13 protein-coding genes are annotated in these 14,469 nt (G+C 69.8%); 6 read left to right on the forward strand and 7 right to left on the reverse strand.

Annotated features, from left to right (window positions below):
* Positions 1-7: 7 nt before the first annotated feature.
* Entirely contained in the window at positions 8-1,465 is a 1,458-nt protein-coding gene (locus tag FNV62_RS26920; RefSeq protein WP_143602330.1) for a dihydrolipoamide acetyltransferase family protein, read from the forward strand.
* Between the two features lie 102 nt (positions 1,466-1,567).
* Here the strand turns inward: FNV62_RS26920 and FNV62_RS26925 are convergent, their stop codons facing one another.
* Positions 1,568-2,464, reverse strand: coding sequence for a D-alanyl-D-alanine carboxypeptidase family protein (locus tag FNV62_RS26925; RefSeq protein ID WP_097285491.1), 897 nt, complete (start codon positions 2,462-2,464; stop codon positions 1,568-1,570).
* 222 nt (positions 2,465-2,686) lie between these two features.
* Between FNV62_RS26925 and FNV62_RS26930 the strand changes: the two genes are divergently transcribed.
* Both FNV62_RS26930 and FNV62_RS26935 read left to right on the forward strand, forming a co-directional pair.
* Positions 2,687-3,361 (forward strand): GntR family transcriptional regulator, encoded by a 675-nt coding sequence (locus FNV62_RS26930; protein ID WP_054234185.1) that lies wholly within the window; start codon positions 2,687-2,689, stop codon positions 3,359-3,361.
* Positions 3,358-4,662 carry an MFS transporter gene (locus FNV62_RS26935; RefSeq protein WP_054234184.1) on the forward strand — a complete coding sequence of 435 codons (1,305 nt, stop codon included), beginning with the start codon at positions 3,358-3,360 and terminating at the stop codon, positions 4,660-4,662. The genes FNV62_RS26930 and FNV62_RS26935 overlap by 4 nt, the downstream gene beginning before the upstream one ends.
* 67 nt (positions 4,663-4,729) lie before the next feature.
* On the opposite strand, the gene FNV62_RS26940 is transcribed toward FNV62_RS26935, so the two are convergent.
* On the reverse strand, positions 4,730-5,554 hold the full coding sequence (locus tag FNV62_RS26940; protein ID WP_054234183.1) for a maleylpyruvate isomerase family mycothiol-dependent enzyme: 825 nt from the start codon (positions 5,552-5,554) through the stop codon (positions 4,730-4,732).
* A 154-nt stretch (positions 5,555-5,708) separates the two neighbouring features.
* On the opposite strand from FNV62_RS26940, the gene FNV62_RS26945 reads away from it, so the two are divergent.
* On the forward strand, positions 5,709-6,503 hold the full coding sequence (locus FNV62_RS26945; protein WP_060895327.1) for a carbon-nitrogen family hydrolase: 795 nt from the start codon (positions 5,709-5,711) through the stop codon (positions 6,501-6,503).
* Between the two features lie 67 nt (positions 6,504-6,570).
* Here FNV62_RS26945 and FNV62_RS26950 read toward each other — a convergent pair whose 3' ends face one another.
* On the reverse strand, positions 6,571-7,065 hold the full coding sequence (locus FNV62_RS26950) for an LURP-one-related/scramblase family protein (RefSeq protein ID WP_054234221.1): 495 nt from the start codon (positions 7,063-7,065) through the stop codon (positions 6,571-6,573).
* A 99-nt stretch (positions 7,066-7,164) separates the two neighbouring features.
* Positions 7,165-8,217, reverse strand: a complete 1,053-nt coding sequence (locus FNV62_RS26955) for a GlxA family transcriptional regulator (protein WP_225900383.1) — start codon at positions 8,215-8,217, stop codon at positions 7,165-7,167.
* A 52-nt stretch (positions 8,218-8,269) separates the two neighbouring features.
* On the opposite strand from FNV62_RS26955, the gene FNV62_RS26960 reads away from it, so the two are divergent.
* Positions 8,270-8,701 carry a cupin domain-containing protein gene (locus FNV62_RS26960; RefSeq protein ID WP_143602332.1) on the forward strand — a complete coding sequence of 144 codons (432 nt, stop codon included), beginning with the start codon at positions 8,270-8,272 and terminating at the stop codon, positions 8,699-8,701.
* A 30-nt stretch (positions 8,702-8,731) separates the two neighbouring features.
* Positions 8,732-10,573 (forward strand): thioredoxin-like domain-containing protein, encoded by a 1,842-nt coding sequence (locus tag FNV62_RS26965; RefSeq protein ID WP_143627342.1) that lies wholly within the window; start codon positions 8,732-8,734, stop codon positions 10,571-10,573.
* Positions 10,574-10,597: 24 nt separating this feature from the next.
* Here FNV62_RS26965 and FNV62_RS26970 read toward each other — a convergent pair whose 3' ends face one another.
* From FNV62_RS26970 to FNV62_RS26980, 3 genes are all read right to left on the reverse strand, one after another.
* On the reverse strand, positions 10,598-10,831 hold the full coding sequence (locus FNV62_RS26970; protein ID WP_054234178.1) for a hypothetical protein: 234 nt from the start codon (positions 10,829-10,831) through the stop codon (positions 10,598-10,600).
* 78 nt (positions 10,832-10,909) lie between these two features.
* Positions 10,910-12,274: a M18 family aminopeptidase gene (locus tag FNV62_RS26975; protein WP_054234177.1), complete on the reverse strand. Its 1,365-nt coding sequence runs from the start codon at positions 12,272-12,274 to the stop codon at positions 10,910-10,912.
* 349 nt (positions 12,275-12,623) lie between these two features.
* Positions 12,624-14,450 (reverse strand): acyl-CoA dehydrogenase, encoded by a 1,827-nt coding sequence (locus tag FNV62_RS26980; protein WP_054234176.1) that lies wholly within the window; start codon positions 14,448-14,450, stop codon positions 12,624-12,626.
* Positions 14,451-14,469: the final 19 nt, after the last annotated feature.

Genomic DNA, 14,469 nt, shown 5'->3' on the forward strand with positions numbered 1-14,469 from the left:
GAGGGTCGTGACGACGATGACTGAGAACGCGTCGGGGCTCCGCGAGTTCAAGATGCCCGACGTGGGCGAGGGGCTCACCGAGGCGGAGATCCTCAAGTGGTACGTCCAGCCCGGTGACACGGTCACCGACGGCCAGGTCGTCTGCGAGGTCGAGACCGCCAAGGCCGCCGTGGAACTGCCCATCCCGTACGACGGCGTGGTGCGCGAACTCCACTTCCCCGAGGGGACGACGGTGGACGTGGGCCAGGTGATCATCGCGGTGGACGTGGCCGGCGGATCGGCACCCACCGAGGAGACCCCCGCCGCCGTGGAAACCCCTGTGGCCGAGGCGCCCGCCTCCACCCCCCAGGCACCGGTCGCCGAGGAACCCAAGCCCGAGGGCCGCACGCCGGTCCTCGTCGGGTACGGGGTGTCCGAGGCCTCCACGAAGCGCCGCCCCCGCAAGGGCGCCGAGGTCCCGGCCCAGCAGCCCGAGACGTTCCCGGCGGTGGCCGCGATCCAGGGCGAGCTCAACGGCCACGGGTCCGTGGCGGTCGGGCAGCGCCCTCTGGCCAAGCCCCCGGTCCGCAAGCTCGCCAAGGACCTCGGCGTCGACCTGGCCACGATCACGCCTTCGGGCCCGGACGGCATCATCACGCGCGAGGACGTGCACGCGGCGGTCGCACCGGCTCCGGCCCCCGAGCGGCCGGTGGTGCCGGCGGTGACGGCGTCCCCGGTTCCCGCCCAGGCCCAGGCTCCCGCTCCGGTCGTCACGTACGACACGGCGCGTGAGACCCGTATCCCGATCAAGGGGGTCCGCAAGGCCACGGCCGCCGCGATGATCGGCTCGGCGTTCACCGCGCCGCACGTCACCGAGTTCGTGACGGTCGACGTGACGCGCACGATGAAGCTCGTCGAGGAGCTCAAGCAGGACAAGGAGATGCAGGGCCTGCGGGTCAACCCGCTCCTGCTCATCGCCAAGGCCCTGCTGGTCGCCATCAAGCGCAACCCGGACGTCAACGCGTCCTGGGACGAGGCGGCCCAGGAGATCGTGCTCAAGCACTACGTGAACCTGGGCATCGCCGCCGCGACCCCGCGTGGTCTGATCGTCCCGAACATCAAGGACGCCCACACCAAGACGCTCCCCCAACTCGCCGGGGCCCTGGGCGAGCTGGTGGCCACGGCCCGCGAGGGCAAGACCTCACCCGCCGCGATGCAGGGCGGCACGGTCACGATCACGAACGTCGGCGTCTTCGGCGTCGACACCGGCACGCCGATCCTCAACCCCGGCGAGTCGGCGATCCTCGCGATCGGCGCGATCAAGCTCCAGCCCTGGGTCCACAAGGGCAAGGTCAAGCCCCGTCAGGTGACGACGCTCGCGCTGAGCTTCGACCACCGCCTGGTCGACGGCGAACTGGGCTCCAAGGTCCTGGCCGACGTGGCGGCGATCCTGGAACAGCCGAAGCGCCTGATCACCTGGGCGTGAGCGCCGGCGCGCAGTCGGCGCGCGGCAAGACGAAGGGGGCCCGTCGCGTTCGGCGACGGGCCCCCTTCGGCTGTGGTGTCCGGGAACCACTCTGTCCGGGAACTACTGGGCGAAGCCGTAGTTCAGGAGCTTGGTGGCGTCCGTGGCGCGCTGAGTGATCGAGGTCGACGCGAGGACCGTGCCGATGATCGTCTTGCCGTTGCGGGTGGCGGCGAAGACGAGGCAGTACTTGGCCTCGGGGCCGGAGCCGGTCTTCACGCCGATGGTGCCGCTGTAGCTGCTGAGCAGCGTGTTCGTGTTGGTCCACGCCGCCATGGTGCGGATGCTGCCGGTCTTCGTCACGGTCTTCGCCGTGTACGACTTGGTCTTCACGACCGTGCGGAACGTGGTGCTCTTCATCGCGCTGCTGGCGAGCTTCGTCAGGTCGCGCGGCGTCGAGTAGTTGCTGCCGTTGCCGATGCCGTCGAACGAGTCGAACTTCGTCCTCGTCATGCCGAGGCTCTTCGCCGTGGTGTTCATCTTGCCGATGAACGACTTCACACGGGCGGCGCGGGTGGAGCCCGAGCCGAACTTGTCGGCGAGCGCGTAGGCGGCGTCACAGCCGGACGGCAGCATCAGACCGTAGAGGAGCTGACGGACGGTGACCTTGTCACCGACGATCAGGTGGGCGGAGGAGGCGGTGTTGGCGACGATGTAGTCGCTGTACGCCTTCTGGATCGTGACCTTGGCGTCGAGGTTGAGGTTCGGCTGCGCGAGCACGACCTTGGCGGTCATGATCTTGGTGGTGGAACCGGTGGAACGCTGGGTGTCCGCAGCCTTGGTGTACAAGGTCTTGGCCGTGCCGTTGTTCATCACGTAGCCGCCGGCGGCGGCGATGGTGGGCGTCGTGACGGCCCCTGCGGGAGCGGCCCCGAAGGCTCCGGCCGCCAGTACGGCGCCGGTGGTAACGGTGACAGCGGCGGCTCGGCGGAAACGCGTGCCCTTAATGCCGGTAATCAAAATGAACGCTCCGAATGCGCGAAATGCCCCTGGGAGAACGGCACATGGCAGTGCCGTCTTACGTACGGACTCGTGAGGGACCCAAAGGGATGCACGGAAGATGAGGTGGAATTGTGTGACGTGGATTACGCCGAGGGGCGGGTGTTGACCGCGTGAAAGGCTACCGGTCCGCATCCTGGACGACGCACGACCATGCGTACGTGTTGTATCTATGATGTGCGCATGCCTGCCGCGCCGTCCGTGTCCGCTCCGCCCGCCACGAAGCAACCCCCCGCCGCCGACCGTGTCTACGCCCACATCAAGCGGGGCGTCCTGGAACGTCGTTACGAGGGTGGGACGCTGCTCACCGAGGGCGAGCTCGCCGAGGCCGTGGGGGTCTCGCGCACGCCGGTGCGCGAGGCGTTGCTCCGGCTCGAGGTCGAGGGCCTGATCAGGCTCTACCCGAAGAAGGGCGCGCTCGTCCTGCCCGTCTCCGCTCAGGAGATCGCGGACGTGGTCGAGACACGGCAACTCGTGGAGGAACACTCGGTCCGCAAGGCCGTACCCGCGTCGCCGCGTCTCATCGCGCGCCTGGAGGAACTCCTCGCGCAGCAGAAGGAGCAGGCCGCCGCGGGAGACCTGGCCGGCGCCGCCGTCACCGACCGCTGCTTCCACGCCGAGATCGTCCGCAGCGGCGGCAACGAGATCCTCTCCCGGCTCTACGACCAGTTGCGCGACCGGCAGTTGCGGATGGGCGTCGCCGTCATGCACGCGCACCCCGACCGGATCACCAAGACGCTCACCGAGCACGAGGCGATCCTCGAAGCACTGCGGTCCGGCGACGCGGAGGCGGCGGTCGACATCGTCCACGGCCACGTCAGCTGGTTCTCGAACCTGGCGCGGGGAGAGGTCCGATGAGCTCCCACTCGGCCGTCTCGCTCCCCGGGGACCCGCCCGGCGGCCGCCGCGCGATCGGTGTCTGGGGCATCGGCGTCTCCGTCTACTTCGTCGCCGTCATCTTCCGTACGTCGCTGGGAGTGGCCGGGCTCGACGCCGCGGACCGCTTCCATGTGAACGCCTCCGCCCTCTCCACCTTCTCGATCCTGCAACTCCTCGTCTACGCGGGCATGCAGATACCCGTGGGACTGCTGGTCGACGGACTCGGCACCAAGAAGGTGCTGACCATCGGCGTACTGCTCTTCACCGCGGGCCAGTTGGGTTTCGCGTTCTCCTCCACGTACGGGATGGCCCTGGCCTCGCGCGCGCTGCTGGGCTGCGGGGACGCCATGACGTTCATCAGCGTGCTGCGGCTGGGCACGCGGTGGTTCCCGGCGCGGCGGGGGCCGTTGGTCGCGCAGCTCGCCGGTCTCGTGGGCATGGCCGGCAACCTGGTCTCCACCCTCGTCATCGCGCGGCTGCTGCACGGGGTGGGGTGGACGACGGCGTTCGCGGGCAGCGCGTTCGCCGGAGTCGTCGTCCTCGTACTCCTCCTTCTCTTCCTGAAGGACCACCCCGAGGGACACGAGCCCGAACCGTTCCCGCACCAGGGGGCCGCGTATGTGCGGCGGCAGATCGCGGCGTCGTGGCGGGAGCCCGGTACGCGACTGGGGATGTGGGTGCACTTCACGACACAGTTCCCGGCGATGGTCTTCCTGCTCCTGTGGGGCATGCCGTTCCTGGTCCAGGCGCAGGGGCTGTCGCGGGCGACAGCCGGTGAACTACTCACCCTCGTGGTGCTGTCCAACATGTTCGTGGGTCTTGTCTACGGGCAGATCGTCGCCCGGCATCACGCCGCGCGGCTTCCGCTGGCGCTCGGGACGGTGACGGCGACGGCCGTGGTCTGGGCGAGCGCGCTCGCGTATCCCGGTGACCGGGATCCCATGTGGCTGCTGGTCGTGCTGTGCGCGGTGCTGGGGGCGTGTGGGCCGGCTTCCATGATCGGGTTCGACTTCGCGCGGCCCGCGAATCCGCCGGAGCGGCAGGGCACCGCGTCCGGGATCACCAACATGGGTGGTTTCGTCGCCTCCATGACGACGTTGTTCGCGATCGGCGTACTGCTGGACGCGACCGGGGACGACTATCACGTCGCCTTCTCCGCCGTGTTCGTTCTTCAGGCGCTGGGGCTGAGCCAGATCTTCCGCTTGCGGAAGCAGGCGGCGCGCAGGGAGCGTGAGCGGCTGGTGGCCAGCCGCGTGGAGACGGTGCACGTCCCCGCGTAGCGCCCCTTCAGGAGCGCGGGGAACTGCCTGACCAGCCCCCGCCCACCCGCGGTCCAAGAACTCCGCGCTACGGCGTGACCGTGAAGTTCCTCAGGATGGCCGTGGTCAGTTCCGGGTCGCCCTCCGTCTTGATGCGGTCGGAGACGGCGTCGGCCGTGACGCGGCCGCAGGCGAGACGGAAGTACGTCTCCCAGTCGAGGGTGAGGGTGGCGGCCGGGCCGAGAGAGGGGGCGCCGTCTATCGAGCCGCGCCCGTCCGCATCGACCCGCACCGTCCGCAGGAACTCCAGCGGCCCGTGGATGTCGAAGACGACCGCCGAGTTCGCGGGCGCCCCCGCGTCCTTGGCGACGACCTTCGGCAGGGCCCCGAGGAGCTTGTCGCGGACGATGTGCGCGCCGGGAGAGTCGAGGTTGCCGGGGACGCCGAGCGCGGTCCGGAGGTCCTGTTCGTGCACCCACACGTCGAAGGCACGCCTGCGCATCGCCTGTTCGAGGGTGATCTCGGTCCCGAGCGGCCCGCGCACCTTGGCGTCCGGCTGCCGCGACTCGTTCCGCAGCTGACGGTTGCGGCGGATGATCGTGTACTCCAGCTCGGAGGTCATCTCCGGCGCCGTGTGGTGGCGGCGCACGTCGACCTGCATCTCCATGTACCGCTGGTGCTCGTTCGTCACGTGGTACAGGTCGCGGGGGAGGGTGTGGATCGGCCGCGGATCGCCCAGCATCTCGCAGTCGAGCCCGATGACATGCGAGACGAGATCCCGCACCGACCAGCCGGGGCAGGGCGTGCGCCGGTTCCACTCACCTTCCACCAGCGGCGACACCAACTCGGATATCGCATCGACGGAGTGGGTCCAGGCGTCGGCGTAGGACTGAAGGCTGGGATGCAGACTCACGGAACGGGACCCCTCGGGCGGTTGGACGCGGGCAGTGCACAGGCAGCGGGTGTCTTGGGACGCTAAGTTACGCTGCTGTGAGGCACCCCGGCAGTGCTTTCGTGTGACGATCGTAGGCCTGTATGGACGGCTCGAATGCCAGGACGGTGGTAGTGTGCGCGCCTCTCTCCTCCAGATCGACGTAAACGACGGCGAAACGGTCGATTCGCGTCGGCGGCGTGTGGCGGCTCTGGTACGAGAACAAGCCGGAGTCGATCTCGTCGTGCTGCCGGAGCTGTGGACCACCGGCGCGTTCGCCTACGAGGCGTTCGGTACGGAGGCGGAGTCCCTCGAAGGGCCGACGTTCGAGGTCATGGCGAAGGCGGCGAGCGACGCGGGCACCTGGCTGCACGCCGGGTCGATCCCCGAGCGGGACGCCGACGGCACGCTCTACAACACCTCCCTCGTCTTCACCCCCTCCGGCGACCTGGCCGCCGCCTACCGCAAGATCCACCGCTTCGGCTTCGACAAGGGCGAGGCCGTACTGATGGGCGCGGGCGCCGAACTGGTGACGGTCCGGCTGCCGGAGACCACCCTCGGCATCGCCACCTGCTACGACCTCCGCTTCCCCGAGCTCTTCCGCGGGCTCGTCGACGCCGGCGCCGAGACCCTCGTCCTCTCGGCCGGCTGGCCCGAGCGGCGCCGCTCCCACTGGACGCTGCTCGCCCAGGCCCGCGCGGTCGAGAACCAGGCGTTCGTGCTCGCCTGTGGAACGGCCGGCACGCACGCGGGCGTTCCCCAGGCCGGTCACTCGATCGTGGTCGATCCGTGGGGGGAGGTCCTGGCGGAGGCCGGGGCCGGGGAGCAGGTGCTCACGGTGGACTTCGACCCCGGGAAGGTCGCGACCACGCGGGAGCAGTTCCCGGCGCTGAAGGACCGGATGCTGGGACTGACGGCACCGCGACGCTGAGTCGGTCCTTTTCCGGTCTTCCGGCCGCTCCACTCCGCTGGCCCCTCCTCGCCCCCGGTCCGTCGAGTCAGTCCTCGCCCCGCTCCTTCTCCGCCAGGTGGATCACGCACACCGCCACCGCGATCAGCAGCGCGGGGTCCGCGTCCTCGCGGACGACGTCGACGCCGTACGTCTCCCGTACGTGCAGCCGGCGGCGTGAGATCACCGCCAGCAGCTCGCCCTCGTACTCGACGGCGAACTCGCGGTCGAGGATCTTGCCGCTGACGTCGAGTTCCGTACCGTCCGCCAGGGACACCCGGTAGTGGTTGCGGAGCAGGGACAGCCGCTTGCGTCTGATCGTCGCCAGCGGTTCCCCGTCCCGCCCGATCACCATCGTGTCCCGCAGGGCGAACATCTTCTGGTGGATGTCGATGAGGACACGCCCGCGGGTGTCCTTCAGCTCGAAGGTGTCCCGCAGTCGCATCGCCTTGCCGTCGACGAGGAACACCTTGTTGCCGTGGTCGTCCTCGATCCAGTAGTCGTCACCGAAGCCGAGGAGCCGGTCGCGTACGAGGAATCTCATACCGTTACCGGTTCCCGGGAACCGCGAGATCATCACGAGTTCACTCCTCCGAAGGCGGTGTCGGAGGACTCGGGCAAGCGGGTCGGATCCCGGGCCATTTCACGGCCCGATCCCCCTCCGTCCTCCTGAGGCCGGAAAACCCGCCCCCGGCTCCTTCCTCACGAAGGGGCCGGGTGTCATCGCCTCCCCAGGGGCCGGCCCGAACCGTCTCCGGTACGCCGACGGGCTCAGCCCGGTCTCCCGCCGCAGCCGTGCCCGTAGATTGGCCGCCGTGCCCAGGCCGCTCCGCTCGGCCACGACGTCCAGCCGTTCCTCTCCCCGCTCGATCAACCGGCAGGCGACGGCGACGCGTTCCCCGGTGAGCCAGGCCAGTGGCGTGGTGCCCAGCTGGGTTCGGAAACGGCGGTGGAGGGTGGCGGGGGAGACGGCCGCGTGGGCCGCGAGGTCCGCCACCGTCAACGGCTCGCCCAGCCGTTCCTGCGCCCACGCGAGCAGCGGACCGAGCGACTCGTCCGGCACGTCGGGCACCGGCCGCTCCACGAACTGCCGCTGACCTCCGTCCCGGTGCGCGGCGAACACGAGCCGTCGGCTGACCACGTTGGCGATCTCGGCGCCGTGGTCCCGCCGTACGACGTGCAGCCCCAGGTCGAGCGCCGAGGCGCTGCCGGACGCCGTGAGGATGTCGCCGTCGTCCACGAAGAGGACGTCCGGCTCCAGACGCACCGCCGGGAAACGCGCCCGGAAGGAGTCCGCCCACATCCAGTGACAGGCCGCCCGCCGCCCGTCCAGCAGTCCGGCCTCCGCGATGGTGAACGCGCCGGAGCAGAAGCCGAGGAGCCGTGCGCCGCGCGCGTGCGCCCGGCGTACGACGTCCAGCACGCGGGGTGAGCGCGGGGCCTCGGTGTCCGGACGGTTCGGCACGATGAGCGTGTCCGCCTCCTCGGCCGCCTCCAGCCCGGCGACTCCGGTCAGCGTGAAGAAGCCGTCCCGCATCCGCGTACGCGGCCCGGCGGCGCAGAGCCGGAAGTCATACAACTCCCGCCCCAGTTCGGGCCGGGGCAGCCCGAAGATCTCGATGGCACAGCTCATCTCGAACGGGTTCGAGTTCTCGTCGACGATCAGCACGACACGGTGAGAGGATTCTTGCGCCATATGCGATTTCTAGCACTCGTGTCCTTGCCGCACCACCGCCGAGGATGCCCACATGGCCTCTTCGAGCAGCACCCACACGACCTCTTCGAACAGCAGCGGTGAGCCCGTCGCCCTGTCCACCGCCCTCGCCTCCTTCTCCGACCTCTGGAGCCCCCGTATCGTCACCGCCGTCAACGACTACGACGTGCGCATCGCCAAGGTCGAGGGCGAGCACGTGTGGCACGTGCACGACCACACGGACGAGTTCTTCCTGGTCCTGGAGGGCGAGCTGACCATCGCGCTCCGGGAGACGGCGGGCGAGCGGACCGTCGTCCTGCCCAAGGGCTCCGTCTTCACCGTCCCCCGCGGCACCGAACACAGGCCGGCCGCCCCGACCGGCGCCGCGATCCTGCTCTTCGAGCCCACCGGAACCGTCACCGTCGGCGACCGCCACGACGAGATCCCGGACCACGTGGACGCCACCACGGGGCATGCCCTGAACTGACTGTCGGTGGCGGATGGCACCCTTGTTTCCATGAACGACTCCGCCCCGACCGCAGCCTCGGCACCCACCCCCCGTCGCGCCCGTGTCCGTGCCCCCGAGCTGATCGGCAAGGGCGGCTGGCTGAACACGGGAGAGCGGCAGTACACCCTTGCCGACCTGCGAGGGCGCATCGTCATCCTCGATTTTTGGACCTTCTGCTGCATCAACTGTCTGCACGTCCTGGACGAGTTGCGGGAGCTGGAGGAGAAGCACCGGGACACGGTGGTGATCATCGGGGTGCACTCGCCGAAGTTCGTGCACGAGGCCGAGCACCAGGCGGTCGTGGACGCGGTGGAGCGGTACGGGGTCGAGCACCCGGTGCTCGACGATCCCGAGCTCGCGACCTGGAAGCAGTACGCCGTGCGTGCCTGGCCGACGCTCGTCGTGATCGACCCCGAGGGGTACGTGGTCGCGCAGCACGCCGGTGAGGGGCACGCGCACGCGATCGCCCGCCTGGTGGAGGAGCTGCAGGCCGAGCACGCGGCCAAGGGGACGTTGCGCCGCGGCGACGGACCGTACGTGGCACCCGAGCCCGAGCCCACGGCGCTCCGCTTCCCCGGCAAGGCCCTCGCCCTGCCGAGCGGGAACCTCCTGGTCAGCGACACGACCCGGCACCAGCTCGTCGAGCTGGAGGGCGACGGGGAGAGCGTTGTACGGCGGATAGGCTCCGGGGTGCGGGGGTTCGTGGACGGGTCGGCCGAGGAGGCCGGGTTCAGCGAGCCGCAGGGGCTGGCGCTGCTCGACGACGGTTCGGTCGTCGTCGCGGACACCGTGAACCACGCGCTGCGCCGCCTGGACCTCGTGACCGGCGAGGTCAGCACCCTCGCGGGGACCGGACGCCAGTGGTGGCAGGGCTCGCCGACGTCCGGCCCGGCGCGCGAGGTGGACCTGTCCTCGCCGTGGGACGTGGCGCTGTTCGGTGGGAAGGTCTGGATCGCCATGGCCGGGGTGCACCAGCTGTGGGCGTACGACCCGGAGGGCGTCACCGTCGGGGTCGCCGCCGGGACGACGAACGAGGGGCTCGTGGACGGGCCGGGGGCCGAGGCCTGGTTCGCGCAGCCGTCCGGGCTCGCCGCCACCGCCGACCGGCTCTGGCTCGCCGACTCCGAGACGAGCGCCCTGCGCTGGGTGGACCTCGACGGGACCGTGCACACCGCCGTCGGCACCGGTCTTTTCGACTTCGGACACCGGGACGGGGCCGCCGAACAGGCCCTGTTCCAGCACCCGTTGGGTGTCACGGCCCTCCCCGACGGCTCGGTCGCGGTCAGCGACACCTACAACCACGCACTGCGCCGCTACGACCCCGCGACGGGCGAAGTGACCACGCTGGCGACCGACTTGAGGGAGCCCAGCGACGCGGTTCTCGTCGGGGACGACATCGTGGTCGTGGAGTCGGCGCGACACCGGCTGACCCGGCTGCGGCTTCCCGAGGAGGCCGTGCGGGTGGAGTCGGTGGCCCACCGCACCCAGCGCGCGGCGACCGAGGTCGCTTCGGGAGGGCTCCGGCTGGACGTCGTCTTCCAGGCCCCGACGGGCCAGAAGCTGGACACGCGCTACGGGCCGTCCACCCGGCTGCTCGTGTCCTCGACCCCGCCCGAGCTGCTGCTCACGGGTGAGGGCGCGGGAACCGATCTCTTCCGCGCCCTGGAGCTGAACCCGGCGGTCACGGAGGGCGTTCTGCATGTCTCCGCGATGGCGGCGTCCTGCGACGACGATCCGGCGAACGAGTACCCGGCCTGCCATGTCCACCAGCAGGACTGGGGTGTGCCGGTCCGCCTCACCGAGGGTGGTACGGACCGGCTGCCGCTGGTGCTGGCGGGCATGGCCGACTGACCGTTCCCACTTCCGTAGCGTCGGCTACACGCCGTAGCCGCCCCGGTGGTGCCGCTCCTCCTCGATCACCGGGGTGCTGGGCGGCATGACCACCCGGCGCCTCCTGGCGATGCTGCTGAACGTCACCACGCCGATCAGCCCGACGATCATGAAGATGATGCCGACCAGGTCGAGGTTGACCCCCTTTATGTGCCAGTCGGTCGCGAATGTGAGGACCGCCCCCGCTGCGATCAGGATGATGCATCCGCCCAGACTCATGGGTGTCGCCTCCTTGTAACCAACTCGGCTTCTCTCCGGCCCGGTCCGGGTACCCGGCGGCGTGCCGGGTATGCGGAACTAACCCTCCAGGAACGCCACCAGCGCGTTGGCCAGCAGGAACGGGTCGTCAGCGCCGCAGAGTTCGCGGGCGCTGTGCATCGAGAGGATGGCCACGCCGATGTCGACGGTCCTGATGCCGTGGCGGGCCGCGGTGATCGGGCCGATGGTGGTGCCGCAGGGCATCGAGTTGTTGGAGACGAAGGACTGGAAGGGGACGCCGGCCTTCGCGCAGGCGGCGGCGAAGACCGCACGGCCCGAACCGTCCGTGGCGTAGCGGTTGTTGACGTTCACCTTGAGGATGGGGCCGCCGTTGGCCCGCGGGTGGTGCGTCGGGTCGTGCCGCTCCGCGTAGTTGGGGTGGACGGCGTGGCCGGTGTCGGAGGAGAGACAGATCGTGCCCGCGAAGGCGCGCGCCCGGTCCTCGTACGAGCCGCCCCGCGCGAACACCGAGCGTTCGAGCACGCCGCCCAGCAGCGGACCGTCGGCGCCGGTGTCGCTCTGCGAGCCGTTCTCCTCGTGGTCGAAGGCCGCGAGGACGGGGATGTACGAAAGCCCCGAACCGGAACCCGAGCCGGAACCGGAATCCGAACCGGAGGGCGAGCCCGAACCGGAACCGGAAGGGGAGCCCTCGCCCGTCGCCGCCGCGATCAGCGCCGCCGTACCGGCGTGCAGGGACAGCAGGTTGTCCATGCGCGGTCCGGCCATCAGCTCCTTGTCGCGGCCCAGGTACGCGGGCCGCTCGACGGAGTGGGTCATCAGGTCCCAGCCGGTGACCTCACCCGCCGCCAGCCCCGACTCCTCCTCCAGGAAGGCGATCAGATCGCCCTCGCCGGGGTCGCCCAGACCCCAGACGGGCTGCAGATGACGCTGCTTGTCGAGCTTGAGGCCGTCGGTGGAGACGGAACGGTCGAGGTGCACGGCGAGCTGGGGCACGCGCAGCAGGGGCCGGTCGATGTTCACCAGACGCGAGGAGCCGTCCTTGAGCGTCAGCCGTCCCGCCAGCCCCAGGTCCCGGTCCAGCCAGGAGTTCAGCAGCGGGCCGCCGTAGATCTCCACGGCGACCTGGCGCCAGCCGTGCGCCCCGCTGTCCGGCTGCGGCTTCACCCGCAGATTGGGGGAGTCGGTGTGCGCGCCCACGATCCGGAACGGGGTGTGCGGCTCGGCGCCCTCGGGCACGTACCAGGCGACGATCGCGCCGCCGCGCAGCACGTACTTGCCGCCGCTCGTCCCCTCCCAGGCATCGGTCTCGGCGACCTGACGGAATCCGGCCTTCTCCAGGCGCTCGGCGGCGTTCGCCACGGCGTGGTACGGCGTCGGGCTTGCCGCCAGAAAGGTCATGAGGTCGTCGGTGTGGCCGCGGTCGAAGCGGGCGCTTGTGCTCATGGGTTCACCTTAACGACGCCCGAGGGCCCGCTCCCGGCGATGGGGACGGCCCCTCGTAAGGGGGATGTGAAGGACGGACATCCGACTGGAGGGGCAGGTTCCGGTTCGCTCCCCGCGCCCGTGGTCTTCGAATCCATGCGGGAAATCCGTGCGAATCCATGCGGGAAATCGTGCGGGGCCATGCGGGAAATTCGTGCGGGCCCATGGGGGAAATCCATGCGAGGAGCGGGCTGCCGCGAGCCCCCTGTGGCGGCATACGACGGCGGCCCGCCCCCGGAGAATCGCTCCGGGAACGGGCCGCCGACGGCGATGCCGTCAGACCACGAGGATCAGAACCAGACCACGAGGATCAGAACGCCGCCTCGTCCAGCTCCATCAGGTCCAGGTCCACGCCCTCGGCGAGCTTGCGGGCGCCGGTGACGCCCGGCAGGACGTTGGCGGCGAAGAACTTCGCCGCGGCGATCTTGCCGGTGTAGAAGGGCTTGTCCTTCGCCGTCGCCGTCTCCAGCTTCTCGGTGGCCACTGCGGCACCGCGCAGCAGCAGGTAGCCGACGACCACGTCGCCGGAGGCCAGCAGCAGGCGGGTGGTGTTGAGGCCGACCTTGTAGATGTTCTTGACGTCCTGCTCGGTGGCCGCCAGGTCCGTGAGCATGAGGCCGACGATGGCCTCCAGCTCGACGGCCGCCTTGGCGAGCTGCTCGCGGGCCGCGGACAGGTCCTCGCCGCCCGTGCCGAGCGCCAGGAACTTCTTGATGTCCTCGGCGAGGGAGTTCAGCGCCGCGCCCTGGTTGCGGACGATCTTCCGGAAGAAGAAGTCCTGGCCCTGGATCGCGGTCGTGCCCTCGTACAGGGTGTCGATCTTGGCGTCGCGGATGTACTGCTCGATCGGGTACTCCTGCAGGAAGCCGGAGCCGCCGAAGGTCTGCAGCGACTGGGCGAGCTGCTCGTAGCCCTTCTCGGAGCCGTAGCCCTTCACGATCGGCAGGAGCAGGTCGTTGAGGGCCTCCAGGGCGGCGGTGTCCTCGCCGGCGGCCTCCTTGACCTGGATGTCGTCCTGGATCGCCGCGGTGTGCAGCACCAGGGCGCGCATGCCCTCGGCGTAGGCCTTCTGCGTCATCAGCGAGCGGCGCACGTCCGGGTGGTGCGTGATGGTGACCTTGGGCGCGGTCTTGTCCATGAAGTTCGCGAGGTCCGGGCCCTGGACGCGCTCCTTGGCGTACTCCAGCGCGTTCAGGTAGCCGGTCGAGAGCGTGGAGATCGCCTTCGTGCCGACCATCATGCGGGCGAACTCGATGATCCGGAACATCTGGCGGATGCCGTCGTGCTTGTCGCCGATCAGCCAGCCCTTGGCGGGGTGGCGGTCGCCGAAGGTCATCTCGCAGGTGTTGGACGCCTTGAGGCCCATCTTGTGCTCGACGTTCGTCGCGTACGCGCCGTTGCGCGCGCCCAGCTCGCCGGTCTCGAAGTCGAACTCGTACTTCGGGACGAGGAAGAGGGACAGGCCCTTGGTGCCGGGGCCGGCGCCCTCGGGACGGGCGAGCACGTAGTGGAGGATGTTCTCCGACATGTCGTGCTCACCGGACGTGATGAAGCGCTTCACGCCCTCGATGTGCCAGGAGCCGTCCTCCTGCTGGACGGCCTTCGTGCGGCCGGCGCCGACGTCCGAGCCGGCGTCCGGCTCGGTGAGCACCATGGTGGAGCCCCACTGCTTGTCGACGGCGATCTTCGCGATGTGCTTCTGGACCTCGGTGCCCTCCTCGAAGAGGATGCCCGCGAAGGCGGGGCCGGAGGAGTACATCCAGACCGCCGGGTTGGCGCCGAGCACCAGCTCCGCGTACGCCCAGATCAGGGAGCGGGGCGAGGTGGTGCCGCCGAGCTCCTCGGGCAGGCCCAGACGCCAGTACTCGGAGTCCATGAAGGCCTTGTACGACTTCTTGAAGGATGCCGGTACGGGAGCCGTGTTGGTCTCCGGGTCGAAGACCGGCGGGTTGCGGTCGGCGTCCGCGAAGGAGTCCGCCAGCTCGTTCTCCGAGAGACGGGCCAGCTCGTCGAGGACGCTCTTGGCGGTGTCGACGTCCATCTCCGCGAACGGTCCGGTGCCGTACAGCTTGTCGCGCCCGAGCACCTCGAAGAGGTTGAACTCGATGTCGCGGAGATTCGACTTGTAGTGCCCCATGGCGACGGCTCCGTAAGGG

It is taken from the genome of Streptomyces sp. RLB3-17 (assembly GCF_007113425.2).
In the GTDB taxonomy this organism is placed as follows: Bacteria; Actinomycetota; Actinomycetes; order Streptomycetales; family Streptomycetaceae; genus Streptomyces; species Streptomyces mirabilis_D.

What these genes read in the sequence shown, in the direction of transcription:
- FNV62_RS26960 (WP_143602332.1), top strand. Translation starts at nt 8,270, where the DNA reads ATGGCCTCTTCGAGCAGCACCCACACGACCTCTTCGAACAGCAGCGGT.
- FNV62_RS26930 (WP_054234185.1), top strand. Translation starts at nt 2,687, where the DNA reads ATGCCTGCCGCGCCGTCCGTGTCCGCTCCGCCCGCCACGAAGCAACCC.
- FNV62_RS26970 (WP_054234178.1), bottom strand. Translation starts at nt 10,831, where the DNA reads ATGAGTCTGGGCGGATGCATCATCCTGATCGCAGCGGGGGCGGTCCTC.
- FNV62_RS26955 (WP_225900383.1), bottom strand. Translation starts at nt 8,217, where the DNA reads ATGGCGCAAGAATCCTCTCACCGTGTCGTGCTGATCGTCGACGAGAAC.
- FNV62_RS26975 (WP_054234177.1), bottom strand. Translation starts at nt 12,274, where the DNA reads ATGAGCACAAGCGCCCGCTTCGACCGCGGCCACACCGACGACCTCATG.
- FNV62_RS26950 (WP_054234221.1), bottom strand. Translation starts at nt 7,065, where the DNA reads ATGAGATTCCTCGTACGCGACCGGCTCCTCGGCTTCGGTGACGACTAC.
- FNV62_RS26965 (WP_143627342.1), top strand. Translation starts at nt 8,732, where the DNA reads ATGAACGACTCCGCCCCGACCGCAGCCTCGGCACCCACCCCCCGTCGC.
- FNV62_RS26935 (WP_054234184.1), top strand. Translation starts at nt 3,358, where the DNA reads ATGAGCTCCCACTCGGCCGTCTCGCTCCCCGGGGACCCGCCCGGCGGC.
- FNV62_RS26980 (WP_054234176.1), bottom strand. Translation starts at nt 14,450, where the DNA reads ATGGGGCACTACAAGTCGAATCTCCGCGACATCGAGTTCAACCTCTTC.